Below are 22,951 nucleotides of genomic sequence, written 5' to 3' on the forward strand. Positions count from 1 at the left end.
TCAGCGGCTCTGGAAGGCCGGCGGGCGGCGCTGCAGGAAGGCACTGGTGCCTTCACGCATGTCCTCGGTGGCGAACAGCAGGCCGAACTGCGCACTTTCGTATTCCAGCCCGGCCTCCAGGCTGCACTCGCCGCCCACGTGCACCGCGTCGAGCAGGCCACGCAGGGCCAGCGGTGCTGAGCGTGCCAGCTGGCGGGCGACGTCCTGCACGCGGTTGTCCAGCGCGTCGGCCGGCACGACTTCGTTGACGATGCCCAGCTCCAGCGCACGCGCGGCGTTGATCGGCGCCCCCAGCAGGCACAGCTCCAGGGTGGCGGCGCGGCCACACAGGCGCAGCAGGCGCTGGCTGCCGCCGAAGCCGGGAATCAGGCCGAGATTGATTTCCGGTTGGCCGACCTTGGCGGTATCGGCGGCGATGCGCAGGTGGCACGCCATCGCCAGCTCAAGCCCGCCGCCCAGCGCGAAACCGTTCACGCGCGCGATGACCGGCTTGGGCATGCGTTCGATCTGGCGCATCAGGGCCTGGCCCAGCAGCGAGAAATCACGTCCCTGAACGGCGCTGAGGGTGTTCATTTCCGCGATGTCGGCACCGGCCACGAAGGCCTTCGGGCCCGCCCCGGTCAACACCACCACGCGCACCTCCGGATCGGCAGCGGCGTCCCTGAAGGCATCGGCCAGCGCCTGCAGGGTCGCGGCGTTCAGGGCATTGAGCTTGTCCGGGCGCTGGACGGTCACGGTGCGGATGGCGCCTTCGTCGGCAACAGCGATCAGGGCATCGGCCACGGGGAAACTCCTGGAACGTTAAAAAAAAGTGATATTGAACTCTGCAAACGCAGACGGGTCATAGCCTGCATCGTGAGTAGCGGTTACACGTTGCGCCCGTTATCCTAACCCGTCGCCTCAGGGCGGCGAAGAACGTCCCTGAGTTACCACCCCTGGAGAACTGTTTGATGAAGTTGCGTTCTATCGCGGTCGCCGTCGCGGCCCTGGCCCTGACGGGCAATGCCTTCGCCCAGGACATCGCGTCCGAGAAGGGCAAGCTGAGTTATTACTTCGGTTACGACTACGGCAACAACCTGGCGGAGCTGACCGGTCGCGGTGAGCAGCTGGACATCAACTCGGTGGTGAAGGGCCTGCAGGATGCCTACGCCAAGAAGCAGCCGGCGATCACCGCCGAGCAGCTGAAGCCGGCCGTTGAAGCGTTCCAGAAGCGCGAGCAGGGCCGTGCCCAGGCTGCCAAGGCCGAGTACGAAAAGGCGGCTGCCGAAAACAAGACCAAGAGCGATCAGTTCATCGCGGCGAACAAGGCCAAGGCCGGCGTGCAGTCCCTGCCGAGCGGCGTCCAGTACCGCGTGATCGAAGCCGGCAAGGGCGCCAAGCCGACCCAGGCCAGCACCGTGCAGCTGGAGGTGGCCGGTCCGTTCCCGTACGGCCAGCGCCCGACCGAAGCCCGCCCTGCCCAGCAGATCCCGTCGATCAAGGTCAGCGAAGTTGAAATGAAGGCCATGCGCGAGACCCTGCTGCAGATGCCGGCCGGCTCGAAGTGGGAAGTCACCCTGCCGCCGGACCAGGCCTACGGTGCCGACCCGCGCACCCCGTTCCCGCCGAACGTGGCTGTGCAGTTCGAGATCAAGCTGGTCAGCGTCAAGTAAATCGAAACAGCAAACGAAACGCGCCGGTGATCCCACCGGCGCGTTTCTGTTTGTGCAGCCCCTGGCGGTGAAACGCCCGCGCTGCGCGCGAGCGTCGACTGACAGTCGACTCTACCGTTGGGCCGGGCCACCCGCGCAAATTCAGCCCGATCGCGCTACTGTTGCCGGGTGCAAACAATGGAAGAAACGGCGCGTGTTGTCGCAAGTCCCTGCATCGGAGTGTGCACGCTGGATCCGTACCGGCAATGCACCGGCTGCGCGCGGCATATCGATGAGATCGCGCGGTGGTCGTCGATGAGCAACGAGGAACGCAGCCGCATCCTGCACCGCGTGCAGCCCCTGCGCGAACAACTGCAGCAATCGCTGCGTGGCTCGCTGGCCGACCACGAGCGACTGATGCGCGCGCTGCACCCCTTGGCCCAACCGCCGGCCGGCGACGGCTGGAACCGCAGTGAGCTGATCGACCTGCTGCCGCCCGGGCCTCCGGTGGAGGCTGCGGTGCTGGCCGGCATCGTCCCGCGCGCCAACGGCGCACAGGTGATCCTGACCCGCCGCACCGAAACCCTGCGCACGCACGGGGGCCAGGTCGGATTCCCCGGCGGCCGCACCGAACCCGATGACCGCGACGCATTGGCGGCCGCGCTGCGCGAGAGCCAGGAAGAAATCGCATTGGCGCCCGGCCAGGTGCAGGCGCTGGGGTATCTCGATCCCTTCGTCACCATCACCGGCTACCGGGTCACGCCGGTGGTAGCGGTGGTCGACCCGGATTTCGTGCCGGTGCCGCAGCCCAGCGAAGTGGCCGAAGTGTTCGAGGTGCCGCTGGATTATCTGATGGCGCCCGACAGCCTGCGCCAGGTCGAAATCACTCATCGCGGCCGGGTCCGCCACGTCCTGGAGTATGGCTGGCCGGGGCAGCGCATCTGGGGCGCGACCGCCGCCATTCTCTACAACCTGCGTCGTCGCCTGGAGCAAGTGAAATGAAGCCGATCGATCCGCCGTGGACCACCCTGATCGATGTCACCACCCTTGCCGCTGCGCTGGGCGCAGGCGTGCGCGTCGTCGACGCGCGTGCCACCGCCAGCACCGCCGTGCGTGTGGTCGATGCGCGTGCTTCGCTGGCCGATCCGCAGGCTGCGGGCGGCCAGTATCTGGCAGGGCACATACCGACTGCGGTGCATGCCGATCTCAACCGTGATCTGTCGGATCTGACCCGAAGCGGCCATGGCCGGCACCCGCTGCCGGACAGCGATGCGTTCGCCGCGAAGCTCGGTACGTGGGGCATCGGTCCCGAAACCCAGGTGGTGGTCTACGACGGCAGCGACGGCAGCATGGCCGCCTCGCGCCTGTGGTGGCTGCTGCGGCTGATCGGGCACACCCGGGTGGCCGTGCTCGACGGCGGTATTGCCGCCTGGCAGGCCGCCGGTCACGCGCTGGCGAGCGGGCCGACTGAAGTGACGGCGTTACCTGCCTACCCGGGCCGTTTCGACACCACCCAGATCGCCAACGCCGATGAAATCAGCGCACGGCTGAAGCACGCGCCGGGCTGGTTGGTCGACGCGCGCGCGGGTGAGCGCTTCCGCGGTGACGTCGAGCCGCTGGACCCGGTCGCCGGCCACGTGCCGGGCGCGGTCAACCGCCCGTTCGCCTTGAACGTACTCGATGGCCACCTGCGCGACCCACAGGCGCTGCGCGCCGAACTGCAGGGCGTGATCGGCAACCGCGATCCGCAGCAGGTGGTGCTGATGTGCGGCTCCGGCGTGACCGCCTGCCATCTGCTGCTGGCGATGGAAACGGCGGGCCTGTCCGGCGCGCGCATCTACGCCGACTCCTGGAGCGGGTGGGTCAGCGACAGCAGCCGCCCGGTGGCGACCGGCGCCTGAGCCGCGCGGGGTCGGATCCGTTTTCCAACGGAGAACGGTTCTGACCCCATCAACCGAAAATCGGGTCAGAGCCCGTTGCGTAGCAACGGGATCCAACCCCGTGTCGATTCGAAGGATCGCGGAGAACTGTCGAAGGCGGGGTGGGGCCGGTTGCGGGGGTGTCCGCAACCGGACCCACCCCGCCATCCCACGGAATGCCAGCGTTTGACGTTGACGTTGCCGTTGCCTCTGCGGGTGCAGGGCGCAGCCCTGCCGCTTACCCAACCGGCTGCAACGGCACCTTCGCCAGCACCCGCGCCCACGGGAACAGCGGCCCCGGATCGCGCTTGCGCGCCACCGTCAACGTCGCATCGTCGCTGGCCGGCACCCGTTCCAGGTCCAGCTGGTCATGCCCGGCAATCCGTCGCAGCGACGGGTAGTGCGCCACCAGCGCCAGCAGCAGCTGTTCCAGCGCCTGCAGCTGTGCCTCGGTGTACGCCTCGTCCATCGCCTGGTGGCGGCTGTCGAACCAGTCCGGATAGCGCCCGGTATTGACCAGCTCGATGCCCAGCGTATGCGCGTTCATGCCGCGCACGTGATGGGCCACGCGTTCCGGTGCCACGTACTGCACCACGCTGCCATCGCGGTCGATGTAGAAGTGCCCGCTGTTGCCGGCGCCGCTGTCGTACAGTACGCGCTCGCCGTACTCGCGGGCCGTCGCCAGATCGGGCAGCTCGGTGCAGTGGATCACCACCATCTCCAGCGTGGCCGGGTCGCGCAGCGGCAGACGGTCTTCGTAGGGCAGGGGCTGCAGCTGCAGGCCGGGCAGGAGCGGGTTGGGCATCCGTCGATGCTAGCATTGCGGCATGAACCTGCCTTCTCTTTCCTCGTTGGCCCGCTCGCACGGAGCACGCGCATGAGCCGCGGCCACTGCATCCTGTCGCATGGCTTCGAGAGCGGCCCGGAAGCGACCAAGGTCACCGCGCTGGCCGACGTGGCGCAGCGCCTGGGCTGGACCCATGAGCGCCCGGACTACACCGACCTGGACGCGATGAGCGAGGTCAGCCGGGTAGGCGACGTGCCGACCCGCCTGCGCCGCCTGGTCGAGCGCGCCGCCATCGCGGCCCGGCAGGGGCCGGTGGTGCTGGCCGGCTCCAGCCTGGGCGCCTACATCTCCGCCATCGCCTCGTTGCAGGTACCGGTGGCCGGCCTGTTCCTGATGGTGCCGCCGACCACGATGGGCCCGATGCCGGCGCTGGACGCCGCCGCCGTGCCGACCACCGTGGTCCAGGCCTGGCATGACGACGTGGTGCCAGCAGCGGGAGTGATCGCGTGGGCGCAGGCGCGCTCGGCGCAGCTGCTGCTGGTCGACGACGGCCACCGCCTCGAGCGCCACGTGGAGGCTTCCGCGCAGGCCTTCGAACGCTTGCTGCGGCAACTGTGAAGCCCGGGCGCACGGCGCGCCCGCCCGCATTGACTACAATGGCAGCCCCGCCGCCCCCGGCGCGGGCCTGCCGGCCGTGCCTACGGCCCTCCTTTCCGACCGGCCCGGCCCCTGTGCCGCGCCCGACCACCTGCGAACCGATCCCGTGAAATTCTTCGTCTCCTGCGCCAAGGGCCTGGAATACCTGCTTGCCGATGAACTGTCGGCCCTGGGCCTTGGCAAGGCCACTGCCACCATTGCCGGCGTCAACGCCGAGGGCGAACTGGCGCAGGCGCTGCGGATCGTGATGTGGTCGCGCCTGGCCAGCCGCGTGCTGTGGCCCATCGACGAGTTCGAGTGCCCGGACGAGCAGGCCCTGTACGACGGCGTGCGTGCGCTGCCGTGGCACGAGCACATCACGCCGGAGATGACCCTGGCGGTGGACGCGCACGTGTCCGGCGACAAGATCACCCACGCCCGCTTCGCCGCACAGCGGATCAAGGACGCCATCGTCGACCGCATGCGCGATGAAGGCCTGGAACGCCCCTCGGTCAACACCGATCTGCCCGACGTGCGCGTCAACCTGTCGCTGCGCAAGGGCCGTGCCTCGTTGTCGATCGATCTCGGCGGCGGCCCGCTGCATCGCCGTGGCTGGCGTGGTGCTGCCCACGAGGCACCGCTGAAGGAAAACCTGGCCGCCGCGCTGCTGCTGCGCGCGCAATGGCCGCGCCTGCACGCTGCCGGTGGTGGCCTGCTGGATCCGATGTGCGGCAGCGGTACCCTGCTGATCGAAGGTGCGCTGATGGCCGCCGACGTCGCTCCCGGCCTGATGCGTCATGGCAGCCTGCCGCCGAGCCGCTGGCTGGGCTTCGACAAGGCCGCCTGGAAGTCCATCCAGAGCGAAGCACGTGAGCGCGAAGCGGCCGGCCTGGCCGCGCTGAAGCCAGTCATCCACGGCAGCGACATCGATCCGACCGCGATCCAGGCGGCACGCGAGAATGCCGAGGTCGCGGGCGTCGCCCACGCGATCCGCTTCACCCGCGCCGACGTGGCCGACCTGGCCGCGCCGGAACAGGAGATCGGTGCGGTGGTCTGCAACCCGCCGTACGACGAACGCCTGGCCGCCGATCCGGCGCTGTACCGCGCGCTGGGCAACGCCCTGCAGAAGGCGGTGCCGCAGTGGCGCGCCAGCCTGCTGTGCGGCAACGACGAACTGGCCTTCGCCACCGGCCTGCGCGCCGGCAAGAAGTACCAGATGTTCAATGGTGCGCTGGAATGTGTGCTGATCGTCTGCGACCCGATCGCCGTGCCGGGCCGTGATCCGGCACAGCCGCGCGAGCTGAGCGAAGGCGCGCAGATGGTGGCCAACCGCCTGCGCAAGAACCTGAAGAAGTTCAAGAGCTGGCGTGCCCGCGAAGACATCACCTGCTTCCGCGCCTATGACGCCGACCTGCCGGAGTACGCGGCCGCCATCGACGTCTACGAGGAAGACGGCGGCAAGCGCCGTACCTTCCTGCACGTGCAGGAATACGCCGCACCGGCTGCCATTCCCGAGAACGACGTGCGCCGCCGCCGCAACGAGCTGCTGGCCGCTGCGCGCGAAGTGTTCGGCGTGCCGCCCGAGCAGGTCTCGATGAAGTCGCGCGAGCGCGGCAAGGGCGGCAGCAAGTACGGCCGCTTCGAGCAGCGTGACGAATTCATCGTGGTGCGCGAGAACAATGCACTGCTGCAGGTGAATCTGTTCGACTACCTGGACACCGGCCTGTTCCTCGACCACCGCCCGCTGCGCCGGATGATGGCCGAGCAGGTACGTGGCAAGCGCTTCCTCAACCTGTTCTGCTACACCGGCGTGGCCAGCGTGCAGGCGGCGGTGGCCGGTGCCGCCAGCACCACCAGCGTCGATCTGTCGGCGACCTACCTGCAGTGGTGCTACGACAACCTGGCGTTGAACGGGCAGGGCGGCAACCAGCACCTGCTGGTGCAGGCCGACGCGATGGCGTGGCTGGAGGGCGACCGTGGCCAGTACGACGTGATCTTCTGTGACCCGCCGACCTTCTCCAACTCCGCGCGCGCCGATGACTTCGACGTGCAGCGCGAGCAGATCAAGCTGCTGCGTGCAGCCGTGGCGCGGCTGGCGCCGGGCGGCGTGCTGTACTTCTCCAACAATTTCCGCCGCTTCAAGCTGGAAGAGAACGCCATCGCCGAATTCGCCCAGTGCCGCGAGATCACCGCGCGCACCATCGGCCCGGACTTCGAGCGCAACGCGCGCATCCACCGCGCGTGGGAATTGAAGCGGTTGGGGTAACGCGACGCCCGGGGTCGGATCCCCTGCGCGAAGCGCAGGGGCTCTGACCCCATCCGGATCTACGCACCAGGGGTCAGAGCCCTTGCGCTTCGCGAAAGGGATCCGACCCCGGTGGCCCGGCTACAGCACCGCCACCACCAGCCCCAGCACCGGCAGCACGATCGCCAACGCCGCGATCCACTTCGGCCGGTAAGGGTACAGCCCGAACGACAGCGCCAGACCGCCCAGTGTCATCGTGCCCAGCCACAGCACCGGGCCCATCGCCCAGCCGTGGTCGATCACGCACAGCGCGAACGCCACCGTCAGCAGGGCCCAGCCCAGCACGCGCCACTGGGTGCGCCGTGCGGGCGTGGCTGCGGCCCTGCCGTGCAGGTCGTGCTGGTGCTTTTCCATCGCCAGCGACAACGCGGTGAACGCGGAGAACGACAGGGCCAGTGCCAGCAGCATCATGCGCTGGCCTCCGCTTCGGCGGTTTCCGCAGCGTCCACCGGGGCCCTGGGTGCTGCTGCGGCGGCGGCGCGCTTCTTCTTCTCGGCCGCGCTCAGCGGTGGCGTCCAGCGCTGCATGCGCCAGCCGCACAGCGCCAGCATCGCACCGAACGCGATCATCGACAGATCGACGCCAGCCAGTACCCAGTCACCGCTGCGCAGTGTGATGCCAAGATGCGCGTGCGTGGTCAGCGCGTTGACCACCGGTACCAGCGCGAACGCAGCCGCACCCAGGTACAGCTGCCACGCCCACATCATCCGCTTCGGCCAGATGAAGGCGGCCAGCAGCGCGCCGCCCCAGGCGTAGAAGAACACGTTGGCCTCCGCACTCGCGCGCCCGGCGATGTCCAGCGGCAGCAGGCGGTTGCCCCAGAAGTAGGCCGCGAAAGCGATCGGCAGGCCGGCCACGGTGCCGATGTTCAGCGCATCGACCAGGCGCAGGCCGAAGCCGGTGCGGCCGCTCTTGGCATGCCTGGGCCGTTCCTTCACCGCCCACAGCACCACGCCGCTGGCCACCATCAGGCAGCCGACCAGGCCGGACAGGAAGAACAGTGCACGCAGGCCCCAATCGGCGAAGCGCGCCAGGTGCAGGCCGTACAGCACGCCACGGGTGGCGGTGGCGCCGCCGGATGGAGGCGTTTCCTCCAGCAACGTGCCGTTGACCATGTCGTAGCGAACGGCGGGAGTGTCGGTGGACAGGCGCTTGCCGTCGCGTTGGCGGATGTCGATCACCGCATTGGCCGCCCCCGGGTTGGACACGGTGAAGCCGGCCACTTCCACGCCGTGCCAGTGCGCACGTGCGCTGTCCAGCAGCTGCGCGATCGGCAGCGGCGTGGCGCGTCCTTCGGCCGGCGCGGTCACCTCCGGCATGCCGCCGAAGGCTTCGCTGAAGAACTTGTCTTCGTCCTGCGGGTAGGCGACTTTCACCCCCCACGGCAGGTACATGACCATCAGGGTGACGATGCCGGTGTAGGTGATCATCGCGTGGTAGGGCAGGGCCATCACCGCGCTGACGTTGTGGAAATCGAGCCAGGAACGCAGGCCCTTGTCCTTGCGGAACGTGAAGAAGTCCTTGAAGATTTTCTTGTGGGTGATGACGCCGGTGATGATCGCCACCAGCATGAACATCGCGCAGAAGCCGACCAGGTAGCGCGCCCACAGCACCGGGATGTAGTGCAGGTCGAAATGCAGGCGGTAGAAGAAATCACCGCCCCGCGTTTCGCGTGCCTTCAGTGCCTGGCCGGTATTCGGGTCCAGCGTGGCTTCGCCGAAGCCACCGCGACGGCCGCGACTGGGATCGGCCAGCTCCGGTGGCAACCGCCAGAACATCTGCATGGCCGGGTTGCGCGGCTGCGGCAGGGTGACGAACCAGTTCCCGGCCTGCGCCGCATTGGCCTGCAGGTAATCCACGGCGCGCTGCGCGGCGACATCGATGCTGACCTGGCTGGACGGAAGTTCCGGTCGCATCCAGCGGCTGATTTCCTCGCGATAGTAGCTGGCGGTGCCGGCCATGAAGATCAGCAGCAGCAACCAGCCGACCAGCAGGCCGGTCCAGGTATGCAGCCAGGCCATCGATTGGCGGAAGCCGTTCTTCATGCCCAGGCCCCCAGCAGGCGCGCAATGGCGGCCATCAGCAGCGCGGGCGCGAGGATGCCCACCCAGGCGCGCAGCGCGCTGCGGGTCGCGAACGCCCACAGCGCTGCGCACGCGGCGACCAGGATGGCCAGCAGCATGCCGGTCAGCACGGCCTGGCCGCGCGCACCGGGCAGGGCCACCGCGCAGAACACGCTGGTGGCCGAAGCCAGCGCGTAGCCGCCGAAGATCGCGGCCAGCGAGCGTGACAGCACGCCCCAGCGTGGATTGGAGAAGAAGGTGCGGGGGCTGGCGGTTGCGGGCGAGCGGTCCACGGCGTTCCTGCAGGTAGGGGAGGGGATGGAACGCGTCCGCGGCCCCCTTGCGCCCTGCGCATGTCGCCCAGCGTGTCCCATCGACGAAGCACTGCCCGCGCAGGCGGACAATCCAGAGGTCGGGGATGTACACGGGCGATGGGCGCGTCTTCCGCGCCCGCTTGGCTAAGCGTACAACCGATCAGTAAATGATAGGCATTCGCATTTTATGAATCAAGCATGATGATCCGGGGGCGCACCGAGGCCTAGAACCTGAACACCACTGTCGCCGCATGCAGCAACAGGCCGATCAGCCCTCCCACCAGCGTGCCGTTGAAGCGGATGAACTGCAGGTCGCGGCCCACGCTCAGTTCCAGCTGTTCGACCAGATGCCGCTCGTCCCAGCCCTTCACGGTCTGCGCGATATGCGTGGTCACACCCTCGCGCAGGCGGCCGGTCAGGCGTTGCGCACCTTCCAGCAGGTGCTGGTTGAGGGCCTCGCGCAGGGCCGGGTCGGCCTGCAGGCTGGCGCCCAGCGAGGCGAGGCTGCGCTGCAGGTGTCCGACCAGCGCCGAGTCCTCGCGCTGCAGGTCGTCGCGCAGGCTGGCGTGGATGCGCGCCCACAGCCCCTGCACGTAGTCCTGCAGGGCGGGGTGGTCGATCATTTCCCGCTTGAGCTGTTCGATGCGCTCGGCCAGGGCCGGGTCCTCGCGCAGGCGCTGCACGTAGTTCTGCAGCCAGGTCTCGTAGTCCTGGCGCAGCGGATGCTGCGGCTCGGCCAATACCTGCTGCAGTTCTTCCAGCACCGCCCGCGCCAGGCGCTCGGCCAGGCTGTCGCCGATCTCATCGATCGGCTTCACCCAGTTCACCGTGCTCGACAGCGTCGGCCATTCGCGCTGGATGTAGCGCACGATCAGCTGCGAGGCGCGTTCCTTCACTTCTGGCTGTTCCAGCCAGCGGCCGAGCCGCTGCAGGCCCTCGTCCAGCACGCGCTGGTGGCGCCCGTCGGCGGTCAGCAGGGCCAGCAGCTCACCGGCGGTGGCGGCGGCATTCCACTGCCGCAGCTGCTGCACCACGAACGCATGCAGCTGCCGGCGCACCGCTGTCTCGTCGAAGAAGTCCAGTGCCTGCAGGGCCCAGCCGCGTGCCATGTCGGCCAGCATCCGCGAGCGCGCCGGGTCGGCCAGCCAACTGCCGAGGCGGCTGGCCGGATCGAACACCTGCAGCTTGGCCAGCAGCACCTGCGGTTCCAGGAACTGGTCACGCACGAACAGGGCGAGGCTGTCGCCGATGCGTTCCTTGCTGCGCGGGATGATCGCAGTGTGCGGAATCGGCAGGCCCATCGGGCGCCGGAACAGCGCGACGACGGCGAACCAGTCGGCCAGTGCGCCCACGGCTGCGGCCTCGCAGAACGCCGAGACCCAGGCCCAGATGCCGCGTTCGCCCTGCCAGTGGCTGACCGCGAATCCGGCCAGCATCAACAGCAGCAGGCCCAGTGCGAGGGCTTTCAGGCGTCGCAGCTGAGCGCGGCGCGGATCGTGGGCAGGCGTCATGCCGGAAGTCTAACCGCAGCCCGGTGACGCCTGCCTGTAGAGCCGAGCCCATGCTCGGCTGCCTTGCGCGTGGCAAAGAGCAGCCGAGCATGGGCTCGGCTCTACAGAAGCGCGTCGAGAGCGCTTACAGCGCTTCCAGTTGCTTGCGCAACGCAGCCAGCTGCGCGCGCAGGGTGTCGTTCTCGCGGGTCAGCGCGACGACGCGGCGGCGCAGTGCCGGGGCATCCTCGCCCAGTTGTTCCAGCGCCGACAGCACCTCGGCGTCGCGGCTGGCGATCTGCTCCTCGTCCGGTTCCTCGAAGTCCATCTCGGCCGCTTCCGGCTTCGGTGCGCGCGGCTTGCGCTTGGACTCGCGCACGCGCTTGGCGGCCTGCTTCAGCTCGTCCTTGCCACCGGCGGCGGCGGCGCGCTGCTCTTCTTCCGGCAGGTCGGCCACGGCGGCGGCGGCGCTGATCGAGATCACGCCGGCCTTGACCGCTTCCACCACCTCCGCGGCGGCCTGGGCGTGGATGCGCTCGATCATGCCGACCTGACTGGTGCTCAGCTTGGCTTCGCGCGCCAGCTCGGCGCGGCTGATCTTCGGTGCCGGTTCCCACGGCGGACTGTCTTCACCGGTCTCATCGGCGACGTCGGCGGTGCCATCGCTCTCGCGCTGCAGCTGCGCCTGCTCGACCTGCTTGCGGGCGGCCAGGATGTCGCGCTTGCGCAGCGCCAGCACGCCGCGCTGGAAGTCGGACACGCTGCGGCGGCCCAGATGCTGTTCGATCATCCACAGGTGCACGTCTTCCATGCTCTGGAAGCGGGTGTTCTGCACGGTATTGAAGGGCAGGCCATGCTTCTGGCAGATGCCGAAACGGTTATGGCCATCGACCAGTACATTCCCCCACAGCACCAGCGCATCGCGGCAGCCTTCGGCCAGGATGCTGCGCTCCAGCGCGTCATGTTCGTCCGCGGTCAGCGGGTCGATGTAGGCCTTGAGTTCTTCTTTGACGACGATATCCATGGGCACGGCAGCGAGCAGGAGCGGAACCGCCCATTGTACCCGCTCGCCACCATCGGCCCGGCTCAGGCGGTGGCCCGGATCATCTCGCCCAGGGTGCCGGTGATCTGGTCGATCTGCGCCTTGTCCACGATCAGCGGCGGCGACAGCGCGATGATGTCGCCGGTGCAGCGCACCAGCAGTCGGCCGTCGTGGAAGCAGCGCCGGTAGACCTCGTAGCCCCGGCTGCCCGGCGCATCGCGGCGAGGCGCCAGCTCAACCGCGCCGACCAGGCCGAAGTTGCGGATGTCGATCACGTTGGGCAGGCCCTGCAGCGCATGCAGTCGTTCCTGCCAGTACTCGCCCAGCTCGATGGCGCGCTCGAACAGACGCTCCTCGGCATAGACCTCCAGCGTCGCCAGCGCCGCGGCGCAGGCCAGCGGGTGCCCCGAACAGGTATAGCCATGGAAAAGCTCGATGGCCTGTGGCGGTGCCTGCATCAGGGTTGCATGCACGGCGTCGCTGGCCAGCACGCCACCCAGCGGTACCGCGCCGTTGCTGACCGCCTTGGCGAAGGTCAGCAGGTCCGGGGTGACCCCGAAGCGCTGCGCGGCGAAGGGCATCCCAACCCGGCCGAAACCGGTGATGACCTCGTCGAACACCAGCAGGATGCCGTGCTGGTCGCACAGTTCGCGCAGGCGCTGCAGGTAACCCGGTGCGGGCAGGATCACCCCGGCTGAGCCGGCAATGGGTTCAACGAATACGGCGGCAATCGTCGAGGCATCATGCAGCGCGATCAGCCGTTCCAGGTCATCGGCCAGCTCCGCGCCCTGGCGTGGCAGGCCCCTGCTGAACGCGTTGCGCGGCAGGTCCAGGGTGTGGCGCAGGTAGTCGACGCCGCCCAGCTGCAGGCCGAACGGCTTGCGGTTGTTGGGCAGCCCGCCCAGCGCCATGCCGCCGAAACCCACCCCGTGGTAGGCCTTCTCGCGGCTGATGAAGCGGGTGCGCTGGCCCTCGCCGCGCTGGCGGTGGTAGGCCAGCACGATCTTCATCGCGGTATCCACCGCCTCGGAACCGGAGCTGGTGAAGAACACATGGTTGAGCGGGCCCGGCGCCAAGGCGGCCAGCCGCTGCGCCAGCGCGAAGGCCGGCGGCGAGCCCATCTGGAAGGCCGGCGAATAGTCGAGCGTGCGCGCCTGCTCGACGATGGCCTCGACGATGCGCGGCCGTGCATGGCCCGCGTTGCAGCACCAGAGGCCGGCTGTGCCATCGAGGATCTGGCGGCCGTCGACATCCTCGTAGTGCATGCCCTCGGCACGCACCAGCACACGCGGCGCGGCCTTGAACTGGCGGTTGGCGGTGAACGGCATCCAGTACGCCTCCAATGACTCCGGGCGTCGGGTGGCCAGATCGTGCAGGTCGCTCGCGGAACGCTTCATGCCAGCTCCATCGGGTCCGATGGGGGAAATGTAGCGCAGCCACGTCACGGTGGAGTCGCGGCCGCGCCGGTATAACCGGGGAAACTGTTCCGAGGAGCCCGACATGGCCGACTTTCCCGACCGCAGCCACTGGCAGGCGCTGGCCCAGCAGCTTTCGATACCCGGACAGGCCTTTATCGAGGGTCGTTACACCGACGCTGCCAGCGGCGCGCGCTTCGACTGCATCAGCCCGATTGATGGTCGCGTGCTGGGGGTGGTCGCCGACTGCGATGCACAGGACGTGGAGCGCGCAGTGGGCGCGGCGCGGCGTGCCTTCGATGCGGGCCACTGGTCACAGGCCAGCCCGGCCCATCGCAAGCGCGTGCTGCTGGCGTTGGCGGCGTTGGTGGAAAAACACGCGGACGAGCTGGCCCTGCTGGAAACCCTGGACATGGGCAAGCCGGTGCGTGATGCGCGTCGTATCGACCTGCCCGGCGCGGTGCGCTGCCTGCGCTGGACGGCCGAAGCGGTGGACAAGCTGTACGGTGAGGTCGCGCCCACCGGCCCGCATGAGCTGGGCCTGGTCACGCGCGAGCCCGCCGGCGTGGTGGCGGCGATCGTGCCGTGGAACTTCCCGTTGCTGATGGCGTGCTGGAAGATCGCGCCTGCATTGGCCATGGGCAACTCGGTGGTGCTCAAGCCTTCCGAGCGCTCGCCCCTGAGTGCGTTGCGGCTGGCGGCGCTGGCCGCCGAAGCGGGCCTGCCGGAGGGCGTGCTGAACGTGCTGCCGGGCCACGGTGCGCGCGTCGGTGAGCCGTTGGCCCTGCACATGGATGTGGACGTGCTGGCGTTCACCGGCTCCACGGCCACCGGCGCGCGGCTGCTGCAGTATTCAGGGCGGTCCAACCTCAAGCGGGTCTGGCTGGAGTGTGGTGGCAAGAGCCCGCACGTGGTGTTTGCCGATGCCCCCGATCTGGATGCCGCTGCGAAGGCGGTGGCACGGGGCATCTTCTTCAACCAGGGCGAGGTCTGTACTGCCGGGTCACGGCTGCTGGTGCAGCGCTCGATCCGCGAGGATTTCGTGCACCAGGTGGTTGCCTACGGCCAGCACATGCAGCCGCGCCACCCGCTTGACGCCGACGCACCGATGGGCGCGCTGGTGGATGTCGCGCATCTGGACAAGGTGATGGGGGATATCGTGCGTGCCGAAAGCGAGGGCGCCCGCCTGCTGCTGGGCGGTCATCGCGCCGATGTCGAGGCGGGCGGTTGTTATGTGCAGCCCACGGTGTTCGATCAGGTGAGCCCCGACCAGGCATTGGCGCGCGAGGAAGTATTCGGGCCGGTGCTGGCGGTGCTCGGCTTTGACGACGAAGCCGAAGCGGTGCGCCTGGCCAATGACAGCCGCTACGGCCTCGCCGCCGGCCTGTGGACGCGCGATCTGGGCCGCGCCCACCGCGTCGCACGCCAGCTGCGCGCCGGCAGCGTCTGGGTGAACGGCTGGGATGGCGGTGACATGACCGCCCCGTTCGGTGGCTACAAGCAGTCCGGCAATGGGCGCGACAAATCGCTGCATGCGTTCGACAAGTACAGCGAGATCAAGGCCACCTGGATCCAGCTGTAACGGCGTCGGGGCTTGCGCCCACATGTAGAGCCGAGCCGATGCTCGGCTGCATTTCGTGGAATGTGGTCGAGCAGGGGCGAGAACCTGCAGAACAATGGTGCCTGCCCCCCTCGTTGGCATCGGTGTCGGCTGAAACCATCGTCCCGTGCGGCCACCGGCCCGTGGCAGAATCGGGCGATCCGCCGTTACCCGTGTTGCCGATGTCGACGATCACCGCTGCCGCACCGCCCGTGAACTCTCCCCGCCGCGTCCTGTTGGCCAGCCTGATCGGCACCACCATCGAATTCTTCGATTTCTACATCTACGCCACGGCCGCAGTGCTGGTGTTCCCGCACCTGTTCTTCCCGGACAGCAGCGAACAGGCGGCGCTGTTGCAGTCACTGGCGACCTTCGCGGTGGCGTTCATCGCACGGCCGGTCGGCTCGGCGGTGTTCGGCCATTTCGGCGACCGCATCGGCCGCAAGGCCACCCTGGTCGCCGCGTTGCTGACCATGGGCCTGTCCACGGTGCTGATCGGTCTGCTGCCGACCCACGCGCAGATTGGCCTGTGGGCGCCCGCGCTGCTGGCGCTGTGCCGCTTCGGCCAGGGCCTGGGGCTGGGCGGCGAGTGGGGTGGGGCGGTGCTGCTGGCCACCGAGAACGCGCCGCCGGGCAAGCGCGCCTGGTACGGCATGTTCCCGCAGCTGGGCGCGCCGATCGGTTTCCTGTTGTCGGCGGGCATTTTCCTGGCGCTCGGCCGCTGCCTGAGCCAGGACGACTTCCTGCAGTGGGGCTGGCGTATTCCGTTCGTGGCCAGCGCGCTGCTGGTCGGCCTGGGCCTGTGGGTGCGCCTGAACATCCATGAGACGCCCGACTTCAAGCAGGCACTGGAGCGCAAGGCGCCGGTGCGGCTGCCGATGTGGACGGTGCTGCGTGACCATCCGGTGGCGATGCTGCTGGGCACGCTGGGGGCGTTCGCCACCTTCGTGCTGTTCTACCTGATGACCGTGTTCAGCCTCGGCCATGGCACCGCCGTGCTGGGCTACAGCCGCGAGCAGTTCCTGCTGATGCAGATGGCCGGCATGCTGTTCTTCGCGCTGGGCATCCCGTTGTCGGCGCGCTATGGCGACCGCTGGGGCACGCGTCGCACGATGATCGTGGCCAGCGTGCTGATCATCGGCTTCGGCGTGCTGTTCGCTCCGCTGTTCCAGCCGCACAGTCCCTGGCTGGTCACGGCGTTCCTGTGCCTGGGCCTGTTCCTGATGGGGCTGACCTACGGCCCCTGCGGCACCTTCCTGGCCGAGATCTACCCGGTGGAAGTGCGCTACACCGGCGCCTCGCTGTCATTCAACCTGGCCGGCATTCTGGGTGCGGCGCCGGCGCCGTACCTGGCCACCTGGCTGGCGGAACGCTTCGGCCTGGTCGCGGTCGGCTACTACCTGTGCCTGACTGCGGCAGCGACCCTGTGCGCGCTGGTGGCCCTGCACCGGCGCGCGCTGCGGCTCAGCCAAAGAAGCGCTTGAGCGTGCGCCCCAGCCAACCGCCGCCCTGGTGTTCGCGGGCGAACTGGTTCAAGTGCGCCTTGACCTGTTCGGCGTAGGCCTGGTCATCGCCGCGGATGTGGTTGAACAACCAGCGCGAGAGCATGGTGCGCAGTTCATCGCTGATGTCCTCGCCGGCCTGGAAGCGCATGCGGTACTCCGATACCCGCTTGATGAAGACTTCATGCACGCGCTTGTGCGCGGCACAGAACGGATAGCCCGCTTCCTCCATCAGTTCTTCCTCGAACGCGAAGTGCGACATGGTGTAGTCCACCACTTCGTCGATCACCTCGCCCACTGCCGCACGCTGCATGCTGGACTGGGCCACGTGCAAATGGTTGAGCATCTCGATGATGCGGCGGTGTTGTTGGTCGATCACATCGATGCCGATGTTCAGATCGTCCTGCCAGACCAGTAGTGCCATCCCCGGCTCCCCTTCATGCGTATGTCGGGGCTGACTGTAGAGCTGCCGCGCTGGCGCGGCGTTGATCTGGATCAAGGCTGCCCGGTCAGGTCAGCGCGGGCTCGCGCGGGCGCAGCGGGCTGGCCACCGTGGTGCAGCTGACCCGGTTGCGGCCGCCGGCCTTGGCCAGGTACAGCTGGCGGTCGGCTTCGGAGATCAGCCGATGCAGTGCATCGCGCTGCGGGCGCAGGCAGCACAGGCCGATGCTCACCGTCATGCGCAGGCTGGCGGTGCCGATGTCCACTTCCAGCGCGGCGATGCGCTGGCGCAGTTCCTCGAAGTACAGCAGGGCCTCGTCCTGCTCCATGTCCGGCACCAGCAGGCAGAACTCCTCGCCGCCGAAGCGGGCGGTCAGGTCGTGGCTGCGGGCATGCGCGGCCACCGCACCGGCCACCGCGCGCAGCGCGTCATCGCCGGCTTCGTGGCCGTAGGTGTCGTTGATGTGCTTGAAGTGGTCGATGTCGATCATTGCCACCGCCACGCACTGGCCATGCAGCTGCAGTTGCGGCAGCTGGCGCTGGCTCTGTTCCAGGAAGCAGCGACGGTTGGGCAGGCCGGTGAGGAAGTCGCGGGTGGCCAGGTCCTGCAGCGTGCCGATCAGCTCCAGCTGGTCCACGTTCTGCGAGACCCGGCAGAAGAACTCCTCGCGCGAGAACGGCTTGCGCAGGAAGTCGTTGGCGCCGTTCTTCAGGAAGCGCGGGATCAGCGAGGCATCGGCATTGCCGGAAATGCCGATCACCGCCACCTTGTCGCGCGAGCGCAGGGTGCGCAGGCGGCGGGTGAACTCCACGCCCTGCATGCCGGGCATTTCCTGGTCGACCACGGCCAGGCGGATCGCAGGATGCGCGTCGATCGCGGCCAGGCCCTCGTTGCCGTCAGCGGCCTCGTGCACCTCGTGGCCATACATGCGCAGCAGGGCGGCGGCATAGCCGCGCGCGGACGGCGAGTCGTCCACCACCAGTGCCGCAATGCGCCGGTTGCGCTCCAGGCGCTGCACCAGCCACACCAGGTAGTCGATGCTGCCCGGCGTGTTCTTCAGCACGTAGTCGATGATCTGCTGCTGCAGTACGCGCTTGCGCAGATCCTCGTCGTAGACGCTGCTGACCACCACGGTGGGCAGGCCGCGCCTGAGGAAGAACTCGACCACCGCGTCGCGGTCGCCGTCGGCCAGCACCAGCCCGGTCAGTACCAGGAACCAGCCCCCATCCTCGCTCAGCAGGCGATCGGCCTCGGCCAGGGTGGAAGCGATCACCACCGGCAGTTCCAGGCGCTGCTCGATGGCCTCGCGCAGCATGCCGGTGAACGCACGGGAGTTTTCGACCAGCAGGATCCGCTGCGGCAGCGGATCGGCCAGGTCGCCATCGACGGCGGCCTGCGGCAGGACGGGCATGATGCGGTGGCTCACGAGGGAGGGACTCGGCACGGATAGCGGCGGTTTCGGGTGCAACTTTAGCCGGAGCAGCGTGCTCTGCGCGTCGTTCACCGATCAGGCAGGCGATGCGAATGCCGCCGCTGTACCCGCAAGCGATTCGTGCAGGACGAGCCGGAGCCGGTTGCCACGGCAATGCACCGTGCCGCCGTAGGCCATTATCCGGCCGGCCAGACGCTCGATGGCCTGCTGAACGGTCCGGTTCGACAGCGTGCGACCGCGGTCAAGCAGGCCAACGACCACCACGATGCCGCGCCGGTCGCCCGCCTGGCCGCTCCGGGCGCGCACGCTGACCTGTCCCGACTCCAGTTCCAGCAGCAGCGACACCGCCTCGATCAGCGAGCGATAGATGGCGAGCTGCAGGTCGACAGTCAGCAGGCAGGGGTTGCCCTCCAGCCGGGGCGGAATCACGCGATGGGAGTTGTCCCAGCTTTCGCATGCGCCGCCAACCCGCAGCGCGATATACAGCCCAACCTGCTCCAGCCCCGTGGGGTAGACCAGACTGGCCTGTTCACGGAACAGCCGCGAGTGCACGGATGAGGCGTGCTGCAGGCTGTTGGCCACCGCATGATGCCCCTGCGCCTTCAGCCAGCTGACCATCTCGCCGAGCGAGCTGTCCATGCCTTCGCCGAGTTGCTTGAGATGGGAGGCGCGCTCGCGAAGCTCACGCTCACGGGTCTGGTGCGAACTACGTGCCAGGCGCAACGCGGTTTCCTCTGCCAGTCCACGGCACCGTGCACGCTCATGGTGATAGCTGATGCTGGACCCCAGGGCGAGCAGTGCGACACTCATCACGGCCATGTTCTGCTGGGTGGCGAAGGTGCCCAGGTCGAACGAGGACGGTAGGCCGGTGCTGGGTGTGGCGAAATGGAGTGGAAGGTTCAACAGCGGAATCGCGATGGCAGCGCCACGCCACCCATGCATGAAGGTCAGGGCGATCGCTGGGAGGGAGGACAGCAGTACCAGGTGGGTGCGTGTGGTGTGGGCGCTGATGGCCGTAAGCTGCATGCACAGGCCCAGGACCAGCATCACCAGGATGGCCGTGACCGTAGGCGCAGCAAAGCGGCGCGTCCAACTGGGGGCCGCGTGTCGTCGCGACCAGAGGAATGCCAACGGCACGAGGGTGATGATGGCGGCGAAGTGGCCAAAGATCGTGCGATCAACTGCGCTAAGCAGGTTGCTCGGCGGTGGGTTCGACCACAGAGCAAATGAAATGCCCATATTGAGAGCCGGGACGAACAACGCCATGCAGAAGGTCAACGACAGCAACCAGAGGCCGGTGGCGGACTCCGATGGCATTCTCATGCGATGCAGGTAGACCACCAGCATCGCCACCGGCATCAGCAGCGTCGAGGCCAGGATGACCCAGGCCAGGCCGTAGGTGTCGATCATGGGAATGCGCAAGGTTGCGAAGTACGCGTACTCGCCAAGCAGCAGGTAGGGCCACAGGCGGGTCGGGACGATCAGTAGTGCCGCTGCCCGGATGCCCGCGGGCAGGAAGAACTGATCCAGCGAGAACTGACGCGAGGCAAGGCAGCCCAGGGCGTAGACGGCCGCGAGTGCGATTCCGACGGGTCGGATCCGGAAGCTCAGTTCAATTGCTTCTTTGAATCGGTCCAAGCCCGCGCCTCTCATCTCCTGGCCAGTGATGACTGACCACTTCCGCAGACACTATCGACAGTTGGAGATGGGTGCAATCGAGGTGTCTGGCCTCCCTTTGCGCTGCAATCGGCGGCTTCCCATGCTTCGAGGCCCTACATGCCCGGCAGTGCGGCGGCATAGCCACCAGAGAACGGTGAATCATCCACAATCAGTGCGCCCATGTGTCGATCGCGTTTCAGCCGTTGCACCCGCCACATTCGGCGGTTGATGCTGTCCGCTGTGTTCGCCGTCACACAATCGACGACATCCTGCTGTTGCACGCGCCTGTCCAGGGCCTTGTCGCAGATGCCGCTGACCCACACCGTGCGCGGGTTTCGCCGCGGGTATTGGCGATTTCGGAGGCAGCTTCGGCGTGGCATGGGTTTGCATCGATCCAGTGGATTATCTCCGACAGGCACTGCGGAGTCCGCCCGGTATATGCTGATGCGATTGGCGGTAGCATCCTTCTTGATCCGTATTGCATCCAACCTGGAGGTCAGTGTGAGAAGTTTCCGAATTCATGCATTTGCTGGTGCATTGATGTTGGTGCCGGTATCCGTTTTTGCTTTTGCCCCGAGTGACGACCATGGAATCAAGTTGGCCGGCCAAGGACTCGGCCAGTCGATTCCGCAGGCACAAGACCTCAGCGTGGATCCCGGCTGGTTGGTCTATGGGTTCGAGCGCGATGGCATGGATTATTTCCAGGTAAACGATCTCGCAGGGCACGTGCACATCGTGATCGGCAATGCTGCCGGCACGTTCTGGGTGCTGCCGGCAGGTGACCCGTCTGCGAAGGTGTCGTTGCCGGAGCAGCGCCTGCCTGTTCCCGCCAAGGCCACCAGAACGGTTGTCTATCGGGCCCCCGCATTCACGCTGGTCAGATATGCAAGCGGAGCTGATGTGTTGTGGGCAGTAGAGGCACCCTGATACTGACAGTTGCCGGGATATCGGCCAGCTTCAGTATCAGACTGCATGGGCACCCGGTGTTCGCCGGGTGCCCATGACGCCCTGGGCCAGGGGGACGAGCGGGACGTTATGCGATTCTGCTGTGTTGGTTCGATCCGGTCGCTTGACTGTGAAATGCACTACTGCAGCGCAGAGGGTGCGGGGCAGCCGTACCGCGATGGAGTACTGGCTACTGCCTCCAGTCTGGTTTCGCGGTCGAGGAACAGAATCCTGACCCGGTTGCGATAGCAGTCAACGGTCCCGTCATAGGGGAGGGTTCGCCCGGTCAGTCGCTCGAACGCTGCCATCGTTGTCTGCTTGGAAAGGCGTCTGCGCTGTTCCAGCAGTGACACGACCATGAGGATTCCGCGCCTGGAGCCCATTCTGCCGCACCTTGCACGAATGCGAATCTGACCACCTTCATGCTTGAGAAGAATGGAGACCGCGTCAATCAGTGTCCGGTAAGCGGCCAACTGCAGTTCCACGCTCAGGTTGCAGGGGTCGCCTTTCAGATCCGGGCGGAGAACGCGCTCCGTCAGCTTCCACGACTCACGGATGCCACCCGCCTGCAGGGCCACGTAAAGCCCAAGATGCTCCAGGCCCGAGGGATAGACCATGCTTGTCTGTTCGCGAAAGAGCCGCGAATGTACATTCGAGGTATGCAGAAGGCTGTTGGCCACTGCGTGATGTCCCTGGGCCTTGAGCCATTCGGCCAGCTCAACCAGCGACGTATCAATGCCGTCGCCGAGCTTGCGAAGGTGCAGGGCACGTTCACGCAGCTCCATCTCGCTGGCCAATTGCGAGCTCCTCGCCAGATGGATGGCGTCCCTTTCCCCCATCTCGCGCAGCCTGTAACGGTGGTAGAAGTGGGTGATGCGTGATCCGAGCAGCAGCAATACGATGCCGCTGATCGCCATGATCTGCTGGGTGATGAAGGCCGCGGGATCGAATGCGGTGGGATGGGTGTTGGGCGTGGTCAGGCCGATGACCATGTTGAGCACCGGCACTGCAAGGGCAGCCCCCTTCCAGCCATACAGGCAGGTAAGCGCGGCCGCGGGGAGTGCCAACAGCAGCAGGAACGTTGCCTTCAATGCAATCCAGTCTGCGGGCAGTTGAGTCGCTGCTATCCCGATCAGCAGCATCGATGAAAGTGCTGCCAGCATCGGGGTCTTTCGTCGAGCGTTCCACTCCTGCCCCACGTCCTGCCGCGCCCACAGCATGGCGATGGGGGCCACCGTCAGAATGCCGATGAAATCACCCACGCTGAAGCGCGCGGCATTGGTCAGGAAGGGTGTGGAAGGAGGTGTTGGCCAGAGCAGATGGGAAAAGCTGAGGTTGAGCAGAGTAATAACGACGCTGGAAGCGGCGGCAATCAACAAGAGGCCGATCGTCTGCGACTCCGCCATCAGTCGCCGTTGCAGCTTCACAATCAGCATCACCGCTGGCATGAGGAATGCGGAGGCAACAATGACCCATGTCAGGCCGTACTTCTCGATCATCGGCACGCGGGACTGTGCAAAGTACGCATATTCGCCCAGCAGCAGGTAGGGCCACAGGCGCGGCGGGCACAACAGCACGGCTGCCACCCGGATGCCGGCTGGCAAATAGAACTGATCCAGCGACAGCTGTCGGGTTGCCCAATAGGCAACTGCATAAAGCAAGGCAATCATCAGGCCAGCCGGACGAATGCGCACCTTCAGCAACAATCCTTCTTTCCACCAGTCCAATCGCACGTCCCCCTCTCCTACGTGTCCCCTGTCAGCATCCAT

The 22,951-nt window shown here is 67.3% G+C and carries 21 protein-coding genes; 8 read left to right on the forward strand and 13 right to left on the reverse strand.

Annotated features, from left to right (window positions below):
• On the reverse strand, positions 1-783 hold the full coding sequence (locus tag AC5P7F_RS09170) for an enoyl-CoA hydratase/isomerase family protein (protein ID WP_014646544.1): 783 nt from the start codon (positions 781-783) through the stop codon (positions 1-3).
• A gap of 167 nt (positions 784-950) precedes the next feature.
• Between AC5P7F_RS09170 and AC5P7F_RS09175 the strand changes: the two genes are divergently transcribed.
• The 3 genes from AC5P7F_RS09175 (at position 951) to AC5P7F_RS09185 (ending at position 3,532) form a co-directional block, all read left to right on the forward strand.
• Complete coding sequence (locus tag AC5P7F_RS09175) at positions 951-1,652, forward strand: FKBP-type peptidyl-prolyl cis-trans isomerase (RefSeq protein ID WP_014646545.1); 702 nt, start codon at positions 951-953, stop codon at positions 1,650-1,652.
• A gap of 177 nt (positions 1,653-1,829) precedes the next feature.
• A complete protein-coding gene (locus AC5P7F_RS09180) occupies positions 1,830-2,633 on the forward strand; it encodes a CoA pyrophosphatase (protein WP_032960242.1) in 804 nt (267 codons plus the stop codon).
• Positions 2,630-3,532 carry a rhodanese-like domain-containing protein gene (locus AC5P7F_RS09185; protein ID WP_164076946.1) on the forward strand — a complete coding sequence of 301 codons (903 nt, stop codon included), beginning with the start codon at positions 2,630-2,632 and terminating at the stop codon, positions 3,530-3,532. Before AC5P7F_RS09180 ends, AC5P7F_RS09185 begins: the two co-directional genes overlap by 4 nt.
• 256 nt (positions 3,533-3,788) lie before the next feature.
• Here AC5P7F_RS09185 and AC5P7F_RS09190 read toward each other — a convergent pair whose 3' ends face one another.
• The gene (locus AC5P7F_RS09190) at positions 3,789-4,355 is read right to left on the reverse strand and encodes an N-acetylmuramoyl-L-alanine amidase (RefSeq protein WP_014646548.1); all 567 of its coding nucleotides are present in this window, start codon (positions 4,353-4,355) and stop codon (positions 3,789-3,791) included.
• A gap of 72 nt (positions 4,356-4,427) precedes the next feature.
• On the opposite strand from AC5P7F_RS09190, the gene AC5P7F_RS09195 reads away from it, so the two are divergent.
• Together AC5P7F_RS09195 and rlmKL are read left to right on the forward strand one after the other, a co-directional pair.
• Entirely contained in the window at positions 4,428-4,955 is a 528-nt protein-coding gene (locus AC5P7F_RS09195; protein ID WP_032961606.1) for an alpha/beta hydrolase, read from the forward strand.
• Between the two features lie 145 nt (positions 4,956-5,100).
• Positions 5,101-7,239: a bifunctional 23S rRNA (guanine(2069)-N(7))-methyltransferase RlmK/23S rRNA (guanine(2445)-N(2))-methyltransferase RlmL gene (rlmKL, locus tag AC5P7F_RS09200; protein WP_197641411.1), complete on the forward strand. Its 2,139-nt coding sequence runs from the start codon at positions 5,101-5,103 to the stop codon at positions 7,237-7,239.
• A gap of 120 nt (positions 7,240-7,359) precedes the next feature.
• Here rlmKL and AC5P7F_RS09205 read toward each other — a convergent pair whose 3' ends face one another.
• The 6 genes from AC5P7F_RS09205 to aptA form a co-directional block, all read right to left on the reverse strand.
• Positions 7,360-7,689: a DUF3325 domain-containing protein gene (locus AC5P7F_RS09205; protein WP_032961601.1), complete on the reverse strand. Its 330-nt coding sequence runs from the start codon at positions 7,687-7,689 to the stop codon at positions 7,360-7,362.
• A complete protein-coding gene (locus AC5P7F_RS09210; RefSeq protein ID WP_100449696.1) occupies positions 7,686-9,323 on the reverse strand; it encodes a PepSY-associated TM helix domain-containing protein in 1,638 nt (545 codons plus the stop codon). The genes AC5P7F_RS09205 and AC5P7F_RS09210 overlap by 4 nt, the downstream gene beginning before the upstream one ends.
• A complete protein-coding gene (locus AC5P7F_RS09215; protein WP_046429774.1) occupies positions 9,320-9,634 on the reverse strand; it encodes a DUF3649 domain-containing protein in 315 nt (104 codons plus the stop codon). Before AC5P7F_RS09215 ends, AC5P7F_RS09210 begins: the two co-directional genes overlap by 4 nt.
• A 245-nt stretch (positions 9,635-9,879) precedes the next feature.
• Complete coding sequence (locus AC5P7F_RS09220) at positions 9,880-11,166, reverse strand: DUF445 domain-containing protein (protein ID WP_046429775.1); 1,287 nt, start codon at positions 11,164-11,166, stop codon at positions 9,880-9,882.
• A gap of 124 nt (positions 11,167-11,290) precedes the next feature.
• Positions 11,291-12,169 (reverse strand): ParB N-terminal domain-containing protein, encoded by an 879-nt coding sequence (locus AC5P7F_RS09225; protein ID WP_014646555.1) that lies wholly within the window; start codon positions 12,167-12,169, stop codon positions 11,291-11,293.
• A gap of 62 nt (positions 12,170-12,231) precedes the next feature.
• Positions 12,232-13,584 carry an omega-aminotransferase AptA gene (gene aptA, locus AC5P7F_RS09230; RefSeq protein WP_014646556.1) on the reverse strand — a complete coding sequence of 451 codons (1,353 nt, stop codon included), beginning with the start codon at positions 13,582-13,584 and terminating at the stop codon, positions 12,232-12,234.
• Positions 13,585-13,687: 103 nt separating this feature from the next.
• Between aptA and AC5P7F_RS09235 the strand changes: the two genes are divergently transcribed.
• Together AC5P7F_RS09235 and AC5P7F_RS09240 are read left to right on the forward strand one after the other, a co-directional pair.
• Positions 13,688-15,184 (forward strand): aldehyde dehydrogenase family protein, encoded by a 1,497-nt coding sequence (locus tag AC5P7F_RS09235; protein ID WP_164076945.1) that lies wholly within the window; start codon positions 13,688-13,690, stop codon positions 15,182-15,184.
• A gap of 200 nt (positions 15,185-15,384) precedes the next feature.
• Positions 15,385-16,686: an MFS transporter gene (locus tag AC5P7F_RS09240; protein WP_032961593.1), complete on the forward strand. Its 1,302-nt coding sequence runs from the start codon at positions 15,385-15,387 to the stop codon at positions 16,684-16,686.
• On the opposite strand, the gene AC5P7F_RS09245 is transcribed toward AC5P7F_RS09240, so the two are convergent.
• The 4 genes from AC5P7F_RS09245 to AC5P7F_RS09260 all read right to left on the reverse strand — a co-directional run bounded on the left by AC5P7F_RS09245 (position 16,667) and on the right by AC5P7F_RS09260 (position 20,518).
• Positions 16,667-17,128 carry a bacteriohemerythrin gene (locus tag AC5P7F_RS09245; RefSeq protein ID WP_164076944.1) on the reverse strand — a complete coding sequence of 154 codons (462 nt, stop codon included), beginning with the start codon at positions 17,126-17,128 and terminating at the stop codon, positions 16,667-16,669. The genes AC5P7F_RS09240 and AC5P7F_RS09245 overlap by 20 nt on opposite strands.
• 85 nt (positions 17,129-17,213) lie before the next feature.
• Entirely contained in the window at positions 17,214-18,557 is a 1,344-nt protein-coding gene (locus AC5P7F_RS09250) for a diguanylate cyclase (protein WP_069117316.1), read from the reverse strand.
• A gap of 96 nt (positions 18,558-18,653) precedes the next feature.
• Positions 18,654-20,216, reverse strand: coding sequence for an MASE1 domain-containing protein (locus tag AC5P7F_RS09255; protein WP_164076943.1), 1,563 nt, complete (start codon positions 20,214-20,216; stop codon positions 18,654-18,656).
• 134 nt (positions 20,217-20,350) lie between these two features.
• Positions 20,351-20,518 (reverse strand): hypothetical protein, encoded by a 168-nt coding sequence (locus AC5P7F_RS09260; RefSeq protein ID WP_154583325.1) that lies wholly within the window; start codon positions 20,516-20,518, stop codon positions 20,351-20,353.
• A gap of 157 nt (positions 20,519-20,675) precedes the next feature.
• On the opposite strand from AC5P7F_RS09260, the gene AC5P7F_RS09265 reads away from it, so the two are divergent.
• A complete protein-coding gene (locus tag AC5P7F_RS09265) occupies positions 20,676-21,164 on the forward strand; it encodes a hypothetical protein (protein WP_049405537.1) in 489 nt (162 codons plus the stop codon).
• Between the two features lie 158 nt (positions 21,165-21,322).
• On the opposite strand, the gene AC5P7F_RS09270 is transcribed toward AC5P7F_RS09265, so the two are convergent.
• On the reverse strand, positions 21,323-22,915 hold the full coding sequence (locus AC5P7F_RS09270; protein ID WP_049405548.1) for an MASE1 domain-containing protein: 1,593 nt from the start codon (positions 22,913-22,915) through the stop codon (positions 21,323-21,325).
• Between the last annotated feature and the right edge of the window lie 36 nt (positions 22,916-22,951).

This window comes from Stenotrophomonas sp. YJH_SMC_105-26 (assembly GCF_059368915.1).

Excerpts from the sequence above, each read along its gene's own strand:
- AC5P7F_RS09205 (WP_032961601.1), bottom strand. The coding sequence starts at position 7,689 with ATGATGCTGCTGGCACTGGCCCTGTCGTTCTCCGCGTTCACCGCGTTG.
- AC5P7F_RS09240 (WP_032961593.1), top strand. The coding sequence starts at position 15,385 with ATGTCGACGATCACCGCTGCCGCACCGCCCGTGAACTCTCCCCGCCGC.
- AC5P7F_RS09220 (WP_046429775.1), bottom strand. The coding sequence starts at position 11,166 with ATGACGCCTGCCCACGATCCGCGCCGCGCTCAGCTGCGACGCCTGAAA.
- AC5P7F_RS09185 (WP_164076946.1), top strand. The coding sequence starts at position 2,630 with ATGAAGCCGATCGATCCGCCGTGGACCACCCTGATCGATGTCACCACC.
- AC5P7F_RS09245 (WP_164076944.1), bottom strand. The coding sequence starts at position 17,128 with ATGGCACTACTGGTCTGGCAGGACGATCTGAACATCGGCATCGATGTG.
- AC5P7F_RS09265 (WP_049405537.1), top strand. The coding sequence starts at position 20,676 with ATGCTGATGCGATTGGCGGTAGCATCCTTCTTGATCCGTATTGCATCC.
- AC5P7F_RS09175 (WP_014646545.1), top strand. The coding sequence starts at position 951 with ATGAAGTTGCGTTCTATCGCGGTCGCCGTCGCGGCCCTGGCCCTGACG.
- AC5P7F_RS09190 (WP_014646548.1), bottom strand. The coding sequence starts at position 4,355 with ATGCCCAACCCGCTCCTGCCCGGCCTGCAGCTGCAGCCCCTGCCCTAC.
- aptA (WP_014646556.1), bottom strand. The coding sequence starts at position 13,584 with ATGAAGCGTTCCGCGAGCGACCTGCACGATCTGGCCACCCGACGCCCG.
- AC5P7F_RS09225 (WP_014646555.1), bottom strand. The coding sequence starts at position 12,169 with ATGGATATCGTCGTCAAAGAAGAACTCAAGGCCTACATCGACCCGCTG.
- AC5P7F_RS09235 (WP_164076945.1), top strand. The coding sequence starts at position 13,688 with ATGGCCGACTTTCCCGACCGCAGCCACTGGCAGGCGCTGGCCCAGCAG.
- AC5P7F_RS09250 (WP_069117316.1), bottom strand. The coding sequence starts at position 18,557 with ATGCCCGTCCTGCCGCAGGCCGCCGTCGATGGCGACCTGGCCGATCCG.
- AC5P7F_RS09210 (WP_100449696.1), bottom strand. The coding sequence starts at position 9,323 with ATGAAGAACGGCTTCCGCCAATCGATGGCCTGGCTGCATACCTGGACC.
- AC5P7F_RS09195 (WP_032961606.1), top strand. The coding sequence starts at position 4,428 with ATGAGCCGCGGCCACTGCATCCTGTCGCATGGCTTCGAGAGCGGCCCG.
- AC5P7F_RS09180 (WP_032960242.1), top strand. The coding sequence starts at position 1,830 with ATGGAAGAAACGGCGCGTGTTGTCGCAAGTCCCTGCATCGGAGTGTGC.